14 protein-coding genes are annotated in these 15149 nt (G+C 66.5%); 8 read left to right on the top strand and 6 right to left on the bottom strand.

Going from position 1 to position 15149, the window contains the following annotated elements; genetic code table 11:
- The first annotated feature begins 10 nt into the window (after nucleotides 1–10).
- Nucleotides 11–829 carry a prephenate dehydrogenase gene (locus tag CE453_RS09990; protein WP_089174453.1) on the top strand — a complete coding sequence of 273 codons (819 nt, stop codon included), beginning with the start codon at nucleotides 11–13 and terminating at the stop codon, nucleotides 827–829.
- 50 nt (nucleotides 830–879) lie between these two features.
- The gene (locus CE453_RS09985) at nucleotides 880–1305 is read left to right on the top strand and encodes a group III truncated hemoglobin (RefSeq protein ID WP_089174452.1); all 426 of its coding nucleotides are present in this window, start codon (nucleotides 880–882) and stop codon (nucleotides 1303–1305) included.
- Nucleotides 1306–1315: 10 nt separating this feature from the next.
- On the opposite strand, the gene CE453_RS09980 is transcribed toward CE453_RS09985, so the two are convergent.
- Nucleotides 1316–2248, bottom strand: a complete 933-nt coding sequence (locus tag CE453_RS09980) for a LysR family transcriptional regulator (protein WP_089174451.1) — start codon at nucleotides 2246–2248, stop codon at nucleotides 1316–1318.
- A gap of 90 nt (nucleotides 2249–2338) precedes the next feature.
- On the opposite strand from CE453_RS09980, the gene CE453_RS09975 reads away from it, so the two are divergent.
- On the top strand, nucleotides 2339–3247 hold the full coding sequence (locus CE453_RS09975; RefSeq protein WP_089174450.1) for a DMT family transporter: 909 nt from the start codon (nucleotides 2339–2341) through the stop codon (nucleotides 3245–3247).
- Here the strand turns inward: CE453_RS09975 and CE453_RS09970 are convergent, their stop codons facing one another.
- Complete coding sequence (locus tag CE453_RS09970; RefSeq protein ID WP_089174449.1) at nucleotides 3248–4501, bottom strand: SAM-dependent methyltransferase; 1254 nt, start codon at nucleotides 4499–4501, stop codon at nucleotides 3248–3250.
- A 138-nt stretch (nucleotides 4502–4639) separates the two neighbouring features.
- Between CE453_RS09970 and CE453_RS09965 the strand changes: the two genes are divergently transcribed.
- From CE453_RS09965 to CE453_RS09955, 3 genes are all read left to right on the top strand, one after another.
- Nucleotides 4640–5332: a class I SAM-dependent methyltransferase gene (locus CE453_RS09965; protein ID WP_089174448.1), complete on the top strand. Its 693-nt coding sequence runs from the start codon at nucleotides 4640–4642 to the stop codon at nucleotides 5330–5332.
- Nucleotides 5333–5453: 121 nt separating this feature from the next.
- A complete protein-coding gene (locus CE453_RS09960; protein ID WP_089174447.1) occupies nucleotides 5454–6257 on the top strand; it encodes a hypothetical protein in 804 nt (267 codons plus the stop codon).
- Nucleotides 6258–6263: 6 nt separating this feature from the next.
- Nucleotides 6264–6731 (top strand): hypothetical protein, encoded by a 468-nt coding sequence (locus CE453_RS09955; protein WP_089174446.1) that lies wholly within the window; start codon nucleotides 6264–6266, stop codon nucleotides 6729–6731.
- A 25-nt stretch (nucleotides 6732–6756) separates the two neighbouring features.
- On the opposite strand, the gene CE453_RS09950 is transcribed toward CE453_RS09955, so the two are convergent.
- From CE453_RS09950 to CE453_RS09935, 4 genes are all read right to left on the bottom strand, one after another.
- Entirely contained in the window at nucleotides 6757–7161 is a 405-nt protein-coding gene (locus tag CE453_RS09950) for a GtrA family protein (RefSeq protein WP_089174445.1), read from the bottom strand.
- A gap of 103 nt (nucleotides 7162–7264) precedes the next feature.
- Complete coding sequence (locus CE453_RS09945) at nucleotides 7265–8593, bottom strand: hypothetical protein (protein ID WP_089174444.1); 1329 nt, start codon at nucleotides 8591–8593, stop codon at nucleotides 7265–7267.
- 162 nt (nucleotides 8594–8755) lie between these two features.
- Complete coding sequence (locus CE453_RS09940) at nucleotides 8756–9817, bottom strand: class I SAM-dependent methyltransferase (RefSeq protein WP_089177812.1); 1062 nt, start codon at nucleotides 9815–9817, stop codon at nucleotides 8756–8758.
- Between the two features lie 121 nt (nucleotides 9818–9938).
- Nucleotides 9939–10349, bottom strand: a complete 411-nt coding sequence (locus CE453_RS09935; protein ID WP_248308018.1) for an ArsR/SmtB family transcription factor — start codon at nucleotides 10347–10349, stop codon at nucleotides 9939–9941.
- 98 nt (nucleotides 10350–10447) lie between these two features.
- On the opposite strand from CE453_RS09935, the gene CE453_RS09930 reads away from it, so the two are divergent.
- On the top strand, nucleotides 10448–11662 hold the full coding sequence (locus tag CE453_RS09930; protein ID WP_089174442.1) for an MFS transporter: 1215 nt from the start codon (nucleotides 10448–10450) through the stop codon (nucleotides 11660–11662).
- 143 nt (nucleotides 11663–11805) lie between these two features.
- On the top strand, nucleotides 11806–15123 hold the full coding sequence (gene carB, locus CE453_RS09925) for a carbamoyl-phosphate synthase large subunit (RefSeq protein ID WP_089174441.1): 3318 nt from the start codon (nucleotides 11806–11808) through the stop codon (nucleotides 15121–15123).
- The last annotated feature ends 26 nt before the right edge of the window (nucleotides 15124–15149 follow it).

The following is a 15149-nucleotide window of genomic DNA, read 5'->3' as shown; positions in this document are numbered from 1 at the left end:
GATCAAAGCGATGTCTTCCAAGATCAGAACCGTCTCGACCATCGGCATCATGGGCTTCGGCGCTTTCGGGCGCCTGATGGCCCGCCACCTCCAGCCTCATTTCGCGCTGCGTATCTGCGATCCTGCCGAGCCACCAACGCCGGACGCGCTGGGCAAGGGATTGCTGCCCGCCGACGTGGCAGAGGTCGCCGCCTGCGATCTCGTCATCCTCGCCGTGCCGGTCCCGGCGATCCCCGATGCAACCGCCATGTTGCGCCCGCATCTGAAGGCCGGCGCCGTCGTGCTCGATGTCGGCTCGGTCAAGATCGGCCCGGCCCGCGCCATGCAGGAGAGCCTGCCGGAGGATGTCGAGATCATCGGCACGCACCCGCTCTTCGGCCCGCAGAGCGCCCGCAACGGGCTCGCCGACCTCAAGATCGCGCTCTGCCCAATCCGCGGCGGCAGCACGCCACGCATCGCCGCCTTCCTGCGCCATGTGCTGAAGCTCAAGGTCGTCGTGACGACCGCCGACGCCCATGACCGAGAAGTTGCGATGGTGCAGGGTCTGACCCATCTCATCGCCAAGATCCTGGTCCGCATGGAGCCCCTGCCCCGCACCATGACCACGGCGAGCTTCGACCTGCTGATGCAGGCGACCGAAATGGTCCGCTACGATGCCCCCAACGTCTTCATGGCGATCGAGCGCGCCAACCCGCACGCCAAGGCGGTGCGCGATCGCTTCTTCGCGCTGGCCGACGAGATGCGGCTGTTCCTGGAGAACGGCCACCAGCAGGCGGCTTCTCCCGAGCCTGCCCTGCCTCACAAGGTCGCAGAGGGGGCTGGGGCCTAGCCTTCGCCGCCCGCTCCGACGACAATGCAAGAAACGCGAATGCCCCTGCGATGACCGACAATCCCCTGATTTATCCCGGCGCAGCCCATCCCGACCTGCGCGAGCCACTGATCGCCGAGCTGGTCCGTACCTTCTATGCGCGGGCGCGGCAGGACGACGTGATCGGCCCCGTCTTCGAGGCTGCGGTCGAGGATTGGGACGACCACATCGCCAAGATCACCGATTTCTGGAGCGGCGTGATGCTGCGCACCGGGCGCTATAGCGGCCGGCCGATGCGCCCGCATTTGATCCTGCCGCTCGAAGGCAAGCATTTCGACCGCTGGCTCGACCTGTTCGAGGCGACGGCAAGGGAACTCTGCCCACCGGACATCGCGGACGCCTTCATCGTCCGGGCACGGCGCATCGCCGACAGCTTCGAAATGGCCCGCGCCAGCCAGCGCGGTGAATTCACCGCGCCCCGGCACAGCCTGCGCTGAAAACCCGAACCTAGGCCGCCCTCGCTTCGCGCCCCAGAAAGGCTTCGACCTCGGCGGGCGCCACCCCGGCTTCCCGTGCGATTCGCCCGGCAAGGGCCGCCGCCGAGGGCCTGAGCAGGCCGAATGGCCGGTCGAGCCAATAGGACACCGGATTCAGCGCCTCGCGCGCATCGACCCTGACGATCCGCCCCGCGGCCAGTTGCTCGCGCGCCAGCGGCGGCCGGGCCAGCGCGATCCCGAGGCCGTGGGCAGCGGCGTCCAGCACGAGGTTGTAATCCTCGAACCGCCGATCCTGCGGACGCGGGCGGTAATCCAGCCCCTGCGCCGCGAACCAGGCCTTCCAGCCGGCGGCATCGGAATCATGGATCAGCGGCCGGGCGAGCAGGCGCTCCGGCGCGCCATCGCCGATCGCCGCGGCAAGCTCCGGCGAGGCAATCGGGAAGCACCATTCCTCGAACAGCTTGAGCGAAAGCCGGTCCGGCGCCCCGCCACGTCCGCAGCGGATGCCGATATCGACACCCTCCTCCTCGAAATCGACCTTGCGATGCTCGACCTGCAGCACGACCCGCAGCGGCGGCGTGCCCGCTTCCAGAACGGCCAATCGCGGCATCAGCCACAAAGAGCAAACAGATGGCGGCGCGCTGACCCGCACCACCGAAGCACCCCGCGCCTCGCGCCAGCGCTCCGAGGTGTCGGCGATCAGGGCGAAAGCTTCCTGCGTGCGCTGGAGCAGGCGCTGGCCTTCCGGCGTCAGCGTCACACCGCGAGCCTGCCGCAGGAAGACGCGCAGGCCGAGCCAGTGCTCGAGCTTGGCGATCTGCCGGCTGACGGCACCATGGGTCAGGTTCAGCGCCTCGGCGGCAGCCGAGAAGCTGCCGGTGCGGGCGGCCGCCTCGAAGGCACGCAAAGTATCGAGCGGCGGCAGGTTGGAGCTGTGATCCATCCTCACAGCTCATGCGCGAATTGTTCGTTTGTCAATCAGCTCGCCGAGGCGTCTATCGGACGCAACTTTCGCCACCGATGGACTGACGCCATGTCTTCCTCAACCTGCGCCTCGCCTACCCTCAGCGCCTCCGGCCCACAGCGCCTCGACCCGACGCTGGTCTTCACCGTGACCTTCACCGTGATGGCGTGGGCCTCGTCCTTCCCGGCGATCCGTGCCGGACTCGCCGGCTTCGGTCCGGCCGAGATGGCGGCGCTGCGCTTCGCGCTCGCCGGCGGGCCGGCTGCGCTGTTCCTCATCGCGACTCGGGCGAAGCTGCCCGAGCGCGCCGATATCTGGCGCTTCCTCGTCGGCGGCGTGATCTTCATCGCCGGCTACGCGCTGCTGCTCAATTTCGGCCAGCGCGTGGTGCCCGCGGGCCCCGCCGCCTTCATCATCAACACCAACCCGATCATGACCGCCGTGCTCGCGATGATGATCCTGGGCGAACGCTTCAGCATGACGGCCTGGCTCGGCACGGCGCTGTCCTTCGCCGGCATCGGCGTCATCGCGCTCGGCAAGGGGCTCGATGTCGAGATCGGCACGAGCGTGCTGCTGATCCTCGGCGCCGCCTTCTGCAACGCCATCACCACGGTTGTGCAGAAGCCGCTCTTCGGCCGCTACAAGCCCCTCCATGTCGCGGCGTGGAACCAGGCGATCGGTGGCTTCGTGCTGCTGCCCTTCCTGCCCGGCGCCATCGCGCAGGCCCACGCCGCCCCCGCGATCTCCTTCTGGTCGGTGGTTTATCTCGCTGCAGTGCCGAGTCTCATCGCCTATGGCACCTGGGCGATCACGCTCTCGCGCCTGCCTGCCGCCCGCGCCGCAAACTTCCAATACGCCGTGCCGCCGATGGCGATGCTGATCGGCTTCCTCTGGCTCGGAGAAGTGCCGACACTCTTCGGCCTGATCGGCGGCGCCATGGCACTGGCCGGCGTCGTGGTCGTCAACCTGAAGCGCTGATCAGAAGCCCTTCGCCGCAAGCGCCTTCTCGTCATCCGCGATGTAGTCGCGGATGACCGGGACGGCGCTCTTGTGCTGGCCGAGCAGGAGCTGGAACACCATGTCGCCGCCGATGTCGAAGGAGATCGAGCAGGCGCAGAGATAGAATTCCCACATCCGCGCGAAGCGTTCGCCCATCATGTCGACGACCTCGGCACGGTGGGCCATGAAACGCTCGCGCCAGGCCTCGAGCGTCCAGTGGTAGTGGCGCCGCAGGAACTCGCAGTCCGAAGCCCAGAGTCCGGTCTGCTCCTGCGCGGCGAACACTTCGGAGAGCGCGGGCGCATAGCCGCCGGGGAAGATGTATTTGTCGAAGAAGGGGCCGGTGAAGCCAGGCGGGCCGACACGGCCGATGCAGTGGACGAGCGCGATGCCGTCCGGCGTCAGCAATTCGCGGATCTTGCCGAAATACTCGCCGTAATGCGCGACGCCGACATGCTCCATCATCCCGACCGAGACGATGCGGTCGAACGTTCCTCCGAGCTCGCGATAATCCTTGTTGATGAAAGTCACGGCCTCGCCGACGCCGGCCGCCTCGGCCCGCTTCTGGGCAGCCGCCATCTGGTCGGGCGAGACGTTGAGCCCGGTCACCTTCGCGCCGCAGGCCTTCGCAAGGTAGATGGCAAGCTCACCCCAGCCCGAACCGATATCGAGCACGGTCATGCCGGGCTCGATCCTGAGCTTGGCGGCGAGATGCCGGAGCTTGGCCTTCTGCGCCGCCTCCAGCCCGACGTCGGGGCTGTGCCAATAGGCGCAGGAATAGGTCATCGTCTCGTCGAGCCAGAGCCGATAGAAATCGGTCGGGATGTCGTAGTGATGCTTGACCTTCTTGCCGGCGACGCCGAGCGGATTGTGCATCCGCCAGCGCCGGATCTTGAAGCGCACCTTTCGGATCGCTTGCTGCAGCGGGTCCTTGCGCATCTCGCGGCGTTGCAGCCAGAACAGCGTCAGCAGGTCGTGGATCGTGCCTTCCTCGAAGTCGATCCGCCCGTCCATATAGCCTTCGGCCAAAGCGAGCTCGGGGTTGAGGAAGAGCTCGCGCTCGATGCGGTTGTCATGGAAGCGGACGGTAACGGCCGGTGCCGTCTTAGTGACGCCCGCGAACACCATCTCGGCCGGCCCTGGCCCGAAGACGTGCCGCTTGCCATCCGGCGTGACGACGGTCAGGCGACCCTGTCGGATGAATCTCCTGAGCAGTCGCGGCAGCAGCAGCATCGGCGTCTCCGTCCCGCCCCGGTCCTCGGAGCGACGCCTGCGAGTTAAGCGGAAACGGCAGCGCCCCGAAACCCCGGCAGTTGCAGAGTGCGCCCGCATCCGGTTAGAGCCAATGCTCTCGGAGGATCGACCGAACCCATGTCCTGGCGCGATTTCTGGAACGGCGAACACGCGATCTATGTCTCGCCGCGCCACAAGACCTTGCACTACCGGCAGATCGCAACCGACCTGATCGCCCATATTCCCTCGCCCGAGGCGACCGTGCTCGACCATGGCTGCGGCGAGGCGCTCGATGCCGCCCGCGTGGCTGCGGCCTGCGGCAAGCTCTTTCTCTGCGAGGCGGCGCCGAACGTCCGGGACAAGCTGCGCGGCCAGTTCGGCCGGCTCGATTCGGTCATGATCGCATCCCCGGAAGAGGTCGCGGCCCTGCCGGACGCAACGTTCGACCTCGTCGTCGCCAATTCGCTGATCCAGTATCTCTCCCGCGACGAGCTGAAGGATCTGCTGGCCACCTGGCACCGCCGACTCAAGCCGGGCGCCGCCCTCGTCCTCGCCGACGTCATCCCGCCCGATGTCAGCCCGTTGACCGACGCCACGCAGCTCCTCGCCTTCGGCTGGCGCGGCGGCTTCTTCCTGGCCGCGCTGGCTGGGCTCGTCTGCACGGTCTTCTCGGATTATCGCAAGCTGCGCGCGCAGTACGGCCTCTCGACCTATACGCCAGAGGCGATCGGAGACCTCCTTCGCGAGGCCCGCTTCGTCGACATCCAGCGACCCGCGAATTTCGGGCACAATCCGCACCGGATGACCTTCAAGGCCGTCAGGCCGGCCTGAATCCACCGGCACGGCGGCTTCCAGGAGGCATTTCTGCAAGTTTCCCTAACTGGACCCTGCGGAATGACTTGATTCGCAACGGCGAATATGGCTTTGAGCGCGACTTGCCTTGAAGTCCGGGATGGCCGTGCTGGACCAATTCGCCTGTCCTTACTGCGACGCGGTGCTCAATCGGGGCGTGCTGTCCTGCCGCTGCTGCGGACGTGACCTGACGCCGGTCCTGCCCCTCCTCAGCCGCCTCGAAGCGCTGGAGGAGCGTCTCGCCGCCTTAGAGAAGAGAGCTGAGGAAGATCGGACAGCACAGGCCGCGATGCCGCCGCCGCGCGCTGAAACGGTAGCTGCCGCGCCATCCGACGACCTCCCCGCAGCCGAGGAGCCGGTCCCCCACATGGCGTCGCGCCGACGCTTCTGGGTGCTGCCTCTCGGCTTCCTCTTGCTGCTCGGGGCCTATGGCTCGGTCGTGCTCTGGCTCGACCTGCCGCTCTGGGTGCTGCGTCTCGCCTCGATCGCGATTCCGTTCGTCACCGGCCTGATCTATTTCGGCATCCGACCACGCCTGATCGCCTTCGACATTGCGGTCGTCGTCGCCTTCGCAATTTTTTCCGTCGCGACCATGAACGCGTGGCTGGGTTGGCACGACAATATACCGCTCCTTCCGCAGGGTTCGGCAGCTTGGCGCGAGACGTTCTTCTATGCGCTGAGCATCGGTGCCTCCCTTTTCTCGGGGATGTTGCTGCGCGTGACGCAGGCTGCGCTGACCGCGCGCGGCCTCGTCTCGCTGCCGGAACTGCGCAAGGGGCTGCAGGCCGTTCATGGAAAGATCCCGATGGATACCCTCAAGACCATCGAGACCGCCATCCTGATGGCCAGCACCGCGATCTCTGCCATTGCCGGCCTCGTCGCCGGAATTCTGGGAGTGAAATAGAACAGGATGATCAAATCCGTCCTCCGGCACATGCTGCCTACCGCCTTTGCCTGCTCCGCCTTTCTCGGCTCCGCACTCGCCGCGGAACCGCTTCAGCTCATCACCCGCGAGGAAGCCGGCCTACCCGCCGGTGGCGTCGCCACGGCGAGCACGCGCAACCTGACGCGCGGCCCGGGCATCGACACCCTGTCGACCCCCGACAAGGGGGTGGACGGCAAGCCGTTCCGTCTCTCCGTGCGCTTCATGTCGAGCAACGGGGTACCGGTCGACCCGGCGACCGTGCGCGTCTTCTATCGGCGCCAGCCGCCCGTCGACATCACCGAACGCATCAAGCCCTTCATCACGCCCGCGGGCATCGATGCCCCCTCCGTGATCGTCCCCACCGGCAAGCATGTCATCGAGATCGAGGCATCCGACCGGGAAGGCCGCGTCGGCCGCCGGCAGCTCACCCTCACCGTCGTGCCGCAGCAGTGAGCCTTCGGCAGCCTGGCGACCCGCGTCAGGCTGCCCGATCGGCGAAGCTGAAGAACTTGTGGCCGAGGAAAGAGAACACCATCACGATTCCCGTGGTGACGAGCTGCATCGGTAGATAGGGCAGCCCGAGCCGGGTGACGAAGAGATGCATCAGCAGGCCGGTGAGCACGAAACCGCCGGCGGCGATCAGCGCGAAGCGCCAGCCGGCCTGGGCGTGGCTGCGCGTCGCATCGAAGGTCATCCAGCGGTTGAGGCCATAGGAGACCAGTGCTCCGACGATGAAGCCGGCGAGCGTCGCCGGCACGGGATCGATCTTCACGCCCTCGACCAGCCCGATCAGCACGCCGTAATGCGCCACCGCCGTCAGCCCGCCGGCGAAGGCATAGGTCACGAGCTGGCGGAACTGTCGCGGATAACGGCGAAGCGGCATTCGCGCTTCCTAGCCGATGCTTCGAGCTCTCGAAAGCCATTGTCATCCCGAATCGGCGATGCCGTCACCAGATCCGGGATGTTGCTTGGGCCGCGCGCCTCGCTCAGCCCGCGTCGCTCCCGGCCAGATTGGCCGGCATGCCGCCGACCGGCAGGTCGAGCCCCTGCTTCAGCGTATCGAGATGATATTCACGGATGCGCCCGTTCGCCGGATCACTGACGAAGGCGCTGGCGCCGATGACTGCGAGGCTGGGGGTCGGCGTCTTGGCGCCATAGGCGCAATCGAAGGGCGCAACCACATCGAAGGCAGCGAGCTCCTTCCAGGCCGGCGCGACTTCATAGACCCTGAGCTTGCCATCCGGTGTCAGATTGGCGAGGCGGCTGGCATTGCCATTGAGCTCGAACTGGCAGGCTGCCTGGCCGCCCGGAATCGCGAGCACGTCATCGGCCGTCAATGCCTTGGCGCCGGGGTCGATCCGCAGCAGCGCGTCATAGGGCGCCTTGAGCCCGTAGTTGCCGACGAGATGACGCCCACCCTCGCGGGACTTGAGCGCGCTGACACGGCGCTCGTCAGGATAGGCCAGCTTGCGTGCGCTCCAGCCGACCGCGACGCCCTTGCCTGCCCGCGCGAGCACCAGCAATCCACCGTCTTCACCCTCGGCACAGCCGAAGAGATGGCGCCCGCCGCGTGCCGGTGCGTAGCCGTGATAGAGCTTGCAGGAGGCATCGGCCCTCATCGGATCGTTGAGGTTGGCAACGCGCTTCCAGCCTCCCTCCTTTCCGGCGCCCTGCTCCAGGATCTCGAAGCCGTTCGGACGCGGCGAGGCGCTGCGATCGTCGCCCTTGGCGTAGGCCGGATTGGGCACTGACATCAGCCATTGCCGCCCGCCAAGCGGCACAGCGATGCCGTGTTGCGGCGCCGGGCTTGGCCATGTCGCCACGGTCGGCTCGCCCTGGGCGAGACTGTCGATAGCGATCAACACCGCCTTGGGCTCGCTCTTGCCCTCCCAGGGACGCAGGCCGTCGTAGAACAGCGCGAGCTGTCCCTGCCCCGAGATGACATGCGCCGGCCTGTCGCCCTTGGTCGCAAAGTCGAGGAACCTCGGCGTGGCCTTGTCGAGATCGACGTGGTCGCCATGCGACTCGGCGATCAGCCCTGTGTCGAGGATGCGCAGCGTGCCGGCCTCGTCGCCCGTCTTCACCACGACATAGCGCCCGCCGGAAACCCCGGCGAAACCTGGATTCGCCTTCGGCACGTCGAAGCTGTGCGTCACCTCCCCGCTGTCGAGATCAAGGATGCGGACCACCGGCTTTTCGTGGTCGGTGAAGACGAGCCGGCCGCGCAGCGGCGCATGGTCGTGCGCGAGGGCCGCGGAAGCGAGCAAGCCGCCGGCGAGGCTAAGACCGGCAATCGGAAGACGAGATGAAAACACGGGAAGCTCCGATATAAATGCAATGATATAACGTTACATTCATATCATCAGAAGGCAACCCGCGATCTCCGCTCCTCCATAAGCAGCGACGGTACTCCCGGCGGAACCGGGATCGCAGGCCGATCCGTGACGCGGCTCGGCCCGCGGGCGATCCCGAGAGCGTCAGGCCCTGACCTCGAACACCATGTTGAAGGGCGTCTCGGTGGCTCGATGGAAATGCGAGAACCCCGCATCGAGCGCCACCTTGCGCAGCCGCATCTCGCCCGCCTGCGCGCCGAGGCCAAGTCCCACCTCCTGCGACAGCGAAGCCGGCGTGCAAATCATGGTCGATGCGCCGTAGTAGATCCGCCCGACCGGATTGAGGTTCTCCCGCAGGCTGTCATGGGCAAAGGGCTCGACGATCATCCAGCTCCCGTCCTTTGCAAGCGCCTCCTTGACATGACGTCCAGCCCCAACGGGGTCACCCATGTCGTGCAGGCAGTCGAACATCGTCACGAGGTCGTATTTCTTCTCCGGAAAGTCCTTGGCCGAAGCCTGCTCGAAGACGATGCGATCACCGACGCCGGCTTCGGCTGCCGCCTCGCGCGCCCGATCGATCGACGGGCCATGATAGTCGAAGCCGAAGAAGCGCGATTTCGGGTAGGCCCGTGCCATCAGGATGGTGGAGGAGCCGTGCCCGCAGCCGATATCGGCCACCGTCGCGCCCTGCAACAACTTGTCTTCGACGCCGTCCAGCGCCGGGATCCAGGCCGTCGTCAGATGCGTGTTGTAGCCCGGCCGGAAAAAGCGCTCGGTGCCACGGAACAGACAGCGGCTGTGCTCATGCCAGCCAAGCCCCTTGCCGCTCCTGAAGGCCTCCTCGACCTTCGGCTCGTCGACCCACATCGACTGGACGACCTCGAAGGCTCCGGCGAAGAAGGCCGGGCTGTCCTCTTCGGCGAAGGCCATAGCCTGCTCCGGCGAGAGGCTGAAGCTGTCGCTGCCTTCGTCATAGTCGACATAGCCGGCAGCGGCCTGCGCTGCGAGCCATTCGCGGACATAGCGTTCCTTGAAGCCCGTCTTCGCGGCCATCTGTTGCGAGGTCACGGGCTCGCCGTCGGCCATCGCCTTGTAGAGGCCGAGCTGATCGCCCAGCACGATCAGGGCTCCGGTGACGGAAGCCCCGACATCACCGACGAGACGCCCCATCAGGACATCGAGTTTTTGAGGGTCGGCTGCACGCATGGCCATGCTCCTCAGGTTCGGGCGTGGCCGGTGCTTGGTCGCGCGATCCGGCTCGACGCCATCGCGGAAATGCGAACGTTATACCCCAACGTAAGCCTGTCAACGGCAGGCCACCTGTCTCTTAAGGGGTACCGCCATCCGACAGCCATGCCGCGCCGAGCCGCGGCAGGTTCGGGTCGCGCCGCGCCGTCTCGATCACGCTGTCGATCAGTCCCGGGAAGCGCTGGTTCAGCTCCTCGCGCCGGATGCTGAGATAGCGCGACGTGCCTTCGACGCGCATCCGCGTGATGCCCGCCTCGCGCAGCTTGGCGAAGTGATAGGACAGGAGCGAGGGTGAGGCGAACGCCGTGAAATGACTGCAGCGCGCCTTGTCGACCTCGCTGACATCGGCCAACGCGACGAGGATGCCGAGCCGGATCGGATCGGCCAGCGCCGCGAAGACATCGGCGGGCGCCACGTCCTCGATATCGGGATGGAAGACCGGCTTCATAGCTGGGGGATAGGCGAAACCATCGCTCCTGACAAGATTCAACAATCATTGAAATTAGGCTTGCGGCCTTGGTTCGGCGATCTTAAAATTCAACGATCATTGAAATTTGAAGATCTCCTTCGAACGCAGGGATCGACCTCATGGACATCCGCCTCCTTTCGCTCGCCGGCGGCGCCTTCGCCATCGGCACGGGCAGCCTGATCGTCACCGGCATCCTGCCCCATCTCGCCTCCGGCCTCGGCGTCTCGATCGACACCGCCGGCCTGCTCATTTCGATCTTCGCGCTGGCCTACGCGATCGGCTCCCCGATCCTTTCGACCGTGTTGGGCGATGCCGACCGCAAGCGCGTCCTCCTCGGTGCGATGACGGTCTTCGGCCTCGCCAATCTCGGTGCCGCCTTCGCCAGCGACTTCACCGTCGTCGTGCTGGCGCGCATCGTCATGGCGCTCGCCGCCGGCGTATTCATGCCCGCCGCCAACGCCGTCGCCGTCGCGATCTCTCCGCCCGAGCGGCGCGGCCGCGCCATCGCGCTCGTCACGGGCGGCATGACCGTCTCGCTGATTCTCGGTATCCCGATCGGCACCGCCGTCGTCGGCTTTGGCGGTTGGTATCTCGCCTTCCTGATCGTGGCCGCCTTGAGCGCGTTGTCGCTGACGGGGCTTCTCGCGAGGCTGCCATCCGGCCTGCCGCATGCCACCAACACGCTGCGCGAGCGCCTGCAGGTCGCCGGTCGCGGCGATGTGCTGCTGGCGCTGGGCACGACGATGTTTTGGACGACCGGCGCTTTCGTCCTCTACACCTATATCGCCCCCTTCCTGACCAACCACGCCGGCATCGCCGGCCCCTGGCTCGCCGCCACGCTCGTGCTTTCCGGCATCGGCTCGGCGCTCGGCAACCAGTTCGGGGGCATGGCGAGTGACCGTTTCGGACCCGAGCGGTCGCTCTCCGTCGTGCTGACGTTGCTGGCAGCCTCGCTGGTCGCGGCCTCGCTCGTCGCCGTGACCTTGCCGCCCACCATCGCGGTCTATCTGCTGCCGCTCGTCATCATGGTCTGGAGTGGCGCGGGCTGGGCCGGGCACCCCGCGCAGATGTCGCGGCTGGCTGCGATGGCGCCGGACGCGGCCGTCGTCGCCCTCTCGCTCAATGCCTCGGCGCTCTATTTCGGCATCGCGGCCGGCGCGGCACTCGGCCAGCAGGTGATGCGCCACGCCGGCACCTGGCCGCTCGGCTTCGTCGGCGCAGCTTGCGAGCTGGTTGCGCTCGGGCTGCTCTTCATTGCGTTGCGCCGCAAGCGCGGGACGGCGCGGCCGCTCGAGGTCGATCTGGTGCTGCCGGCACCGCGGCCTGTGCGTTGATGCGGACAGGAAGCGCTTTTAGCTTCCTTCCGCGGCTCTGCCCGTCTATAGCGAGCGCCTAGCATTCATTCAGACGCTCGCCCCGGCTCCGCTCGCCTGATCGGACCGGCCTTGCGCGCGCCTGCTCAAGATCGGTCGAGACCATGCCCAAGCGCACAGACATCAAGTCCATCCTGATCATCGGCGCGGGCCCCATCATCATCGGACAGGCCTGCGAGTTCGACTATTCCGGCACCCAGGCCTGCAAGACGCTGAAGGCTGAGGGCTACCGCATCATCCTGGTCAACTCGAACCCGGCGACGATCATGACCGATCCGGAGCTGGCCGACGCGACCTATGTCGAGCCGATCACGCCCGAGGTCGTCGCCAAGATCATCGAGAAGGAGCGTCCCGACGCCCTCCTGCCGACCATGGGCGGCCAGACGGCGCTGAACTGCGCGCTCTCGCTCAAGAAGATGGGCGTGCTCGAGAAGTTCAACGTCGAGATGATCGGCGCCACCGCCGAGGCCATCGACAAGGCCGAGGATCGTGAACTCTTCCGCGAGGCGATGACCAAGATCGGCCTCTCCACCCCGCGCTCGCATCACATCAAGACGCTCGGCCAGGCGCTCGACGCGCTCGAGGATATCGGTCTGCCAGCCATCATCCGTCCCTCCTTCACCATGGGCGGCACCGGCGGGGGCATCGCCTACAACAAGGGCGAGTTCATCGACATCGTCGAGCGCGGCATCGACGCCTCCCCCACCAGCGAAGTGCTCATCGAGGAGAGCGTGCTCGGCTGGAAGGAATACGAGATGGAGGTCGTCCGCGATAAGAAGGACAACTGCATCATCGTCTGCTCGATCGAGAACTTCGATCCGATGGGCGTCCACACCGGCGATTCGATCACGGTGGCGCCGGCGCTGACACTGACCGACAAGGAATACCAGATCATGCGCGACGCCTCACTGGCGGTGCTGCGCGAGATCGGCGTCGAGACCGGCGGCTCCAACGTTCAGTTCGCCGTCGATCCCGCCACGGGGCGGATGATCGTCATCGAGATGAACCCGCGCGTCTCGCGCTCCTCCGCTCTCGCCTCGAAGGCGACGGGCTTCCCGATCGCCAAGGTCGCGGCGCGGCTCGCCGTCGGCTATACGCTCGACGAGATCGAGAACGACATCACCGGCGGTGCGACGCCTGCCTCCTTCGAGCCGACGATCGACTACGTCGTCACCAAGATCCCGCGCTTCGCCTTCGAGAAGTTCCCCGGCTCCGAGCCGACGCTGACCACGGCGATGAAGTCGGTCGGCGAGGCGATGGCGATCGGCCGCACCTTCCAGGAATCGCTGCAGAAGGCCCTGCGCTCGCTGGAGACCGGCCTCGACGGGCTCGACGAGATCGAGGTCGAGGGGCTCGGCATTGGCGACGACCGCAATGCCGTGAAGGCCGCGATCTCGACGCCGACGCCCGACCGCATCCTGCATGTCGCCCAGGCGATGCGCCTCGGCTTCACCGATGCCGAAATCCACGAGAGCTGCAAGATCGATCCCTGGTTCCTCGAGCAGATGCGCGAGCTGGTCGAGACCGAGGAAAAGATTCGCAAGTTCGGCCTGCCGCAGACGCCCGGCGCCTTCCGGCAGATCAAGGCCATGGGCTTCTCCGACAAGCGCCTCGCCGCCGTCTCCGGTCAGAACGAGGCGGAGGTCCGGGCCCTGCGCCGGTCGCTCGACGTGCGCCCGGTCTACAAGCGCATCGACACCTGCGCCGCCGAATTCGCCTCGCCGACCGCCTATATGTACTCGACCTATGCCATGCCCTTCGCTGGCAAGGCCGCGGATGAGGCCAACCCGTCCGACCGCCGGAAGGTCGTCATTCTCGGCGGCGGGCCGAACCGCATCGGCCAGGGCATCGAGTTCGACTATTGCTGCTGCCACGCCTGCTACGCGCTGCGCGACGTCGGCTACGAGACCATCATGGTCAACTGCAACCCGGAGACGGTCTCGACCGACTACGACACCTCCGACCGGCTCTATTTCGAGCCGCTGACGGTCGAGGATGTGCTGGAGATCCTCCAGACCGAGAAGCAGAACGGCACGCTGCACGGCGTCATCGTTCAGTTCGGCGGCCAAACCCCGCTCAAGCTGGCGAATGCGCTGGAAGAAGCCGGTATCCCGATCCTCGGCACCTCGCCGGACATGATCGACCTCGCAGAGGACCGCGACCGCTTCAAGCGTTTGCTCGACAAGCTGCAGCTCAAGCAGCCGAAGAACGGTATCGCCTATTCGGTCGAGCAGGCCCGCATCATCGCCGGCGAGCTCGGCCTGCCCTTCGTCGTGCGCCCCTCCTATGTGCTCGGCGGCCGCGCCATGGCGATCATCCGCGACGAGGTCCAGTTCGAGGACTACCTGCTCGGCACCCTGCCCTCGCTGATCCCCTCCGAGGTCAAGGCCAAGTACCCGAACGACAAGACCGGCCAGATCAACACGGTCCTCGGCAAGAACCCGCTGCTGTTCGATCGCTATCTGTCCGACGCCATCGAGGTCGATGTCGACTGCCTGAGCGACGGCCGCGACGTCTTCGTCGCCGGCATCATGGAGCATATCGAGGAGGCAGGCATCCACTCCGGCGATTCGGCCTGCTCGTTACCGCCACGCTCGCTCTCGCCCGCGACCATCGCCGAGTTGGAGCGCCAGACTCGGGCCATGGCGCTCGCGCTCAATGTCGGCGGGCTGATGAACGTGCAATACGCCATCAAGGACGGCGTGATCTACGTGCTGGAGGTCAACCCGCGGGCCTCGCGCACGGTGCCCTTCGTCGCCAAGGTGATCGGCCAGCCCATCGCCAAGATCGCCGCGCGGATCATGGCGGGCGAGGCACTCGGCAGCTTCGGATTGAAGCCGGCGAGCCTCGGCCATGTCGGCGTCAAGGAAGCCGTCTTCCCCTTCGCACGCTTCCCCGGCGTCGACGTGCTGCTCGGCCCCGAGATGCGCTCGACCGGCGAGGTCATCGGCCTCGACCGCTCCTTCGACGTCGCCTTCGCCAAGAGCCAGCTCGGCGCCGGCTCCAAGGTGCCGGCCAAGGGCACGGTCTTCGTCTCAGTGCGTGACGACGACAAGCCGCGCATCGTGCCGGCGGTGCGCATCCTCGCCGACCTCGGCTTCCGCATCCTTGCCACCGGCGGCACGCTCAAGCTGCTGCAGGAGGAGGGCATCGACGCCGCCCGGATCAACAAGGTCCTGGAAGGCCGCCCGCATTGCGTCGACGCCATCAAGAACGGCGAGATCCAGCTGATCTTCAACACCACCGAGGGCCCGCAGGCGCTCGCCGATTCCCGTTCGCTCCGGCGCGCGGCCCTCTTGCACAAGGTGCCCTATTATACCACCTTGGCAGGCGCGATCGCTGCTGCGGAGGGCATCAAGGCCTATTGCAGCGGCGATCTCGAAGTACGGTCGCTGCAATCCTATTTCGAGCGGGCGGCTTGACGGAGCTTACCGCTCCGGGGTTCAGA

Origin of the sequence: Bosea sp. AS-1 (assembly GCF_002220095.1) — a bacterium.
In the GTDB taxonomy this organism is placed as follows: domain Bacteria; phylum Pseudomonadota; class Alphaproteobacteria; order Rhizobiales; family Beijerinckiaceae; genus Allobosea.
This window is presented reverse-complemented; position numbering and strand designations above follow the sequence as displayed.

What these genes read in the sequence shown, in the direction of transcription:
- CE453_RS09985 (WP_089174452.1), top strand. Translation starts at nt 880, where the DNA reads ATGACCGACAATCCCCTGATTTATCCCGGCGCAGCCCATCCCGACCTG.
- CE453_RS09950 (WP_089174445.1), bottom strand. Translation starts at nt 7,161, where the DNA reads ATGCCGCTTCGCCGTTATCCGCGACAGTTCCGCCAGCTCGTGACCTAT.
- CE453_RS09955 (WP_089174446.1), top strand. Translation starts at nt 6,264, where the DNA reads ATGATCAAATCCGTCCTCCGGCACATGCTGCCTACCGCCTTTGCCTGC.
- carB (WP_089174441.1), top strand. Translation starts at nt 11,806, where the DNA reads ATGCCCAAGCGCACAGACATCAAGTCCATCCTGATCATCGGCGCGGGC.
- CE453_RS09960 (WP_089174447.1), top strand. Translation starts at nt 5,454, where the DNA reads ATGGCCGTGCTGGACCAATTCGCCTGTCCTTACTGCGACGCGGTGCTC.
- CE453_RS09940 (WP_089177812.1), bottom strand. Translation starts at nt 9,817, where the DNA reads ATGCGTGCAGCCGACCCTCAAAAACTCGATGTCCTGATGGGGCGTCTC.
- CE453_RS09975 (WP_089174450.1), top strand. Translation starts at nt 2,339, where the DNA reads ATGTCTTCCTCAACCTGCGCCTCGCCTACCCTCAGCGCCTCCGGCCCA.
- CE453_RS09930 (WP_089174442.1), top strand. Translation starts at nt 10,448, where the DNA reads ATGGACATCCGCCTCCTTTCGCTCGCCGGCGGCGCCTTCGCCATCGGC.
- CE453_RS09970 (WP_089174449.1), bottom strand. Translation starts at nt 4,501, where the DNA reads ATGCTGCTGCTGCCGCGACTGCTCAGGAGATTCATCCGACAGGGTCGC.
- CE453_RS09990 (WP_089174453.1), top strand. Translation starts at nt 11, where the DNA reads ATGTCTTCCAAGATCAGAACCGTCTCGACCATCGGCATCATGGGCTTC.
- CE453_RS09965 (WP_089174448.1), top strand. Translation starts at nt 4,640, where the DNA reads ATGTCCTGGCGCGATTTCTGGAACGGCGAACACGCGATCTATGTCTCG.
- CE453_RS09980 (WP_089174451.1), bottom strand. Translation starts at nt 2,248, where the DNA reads ATGGATCACAGCTCCAACCTGCCGCCGCTCGATACTTTGCGTGCCTTC.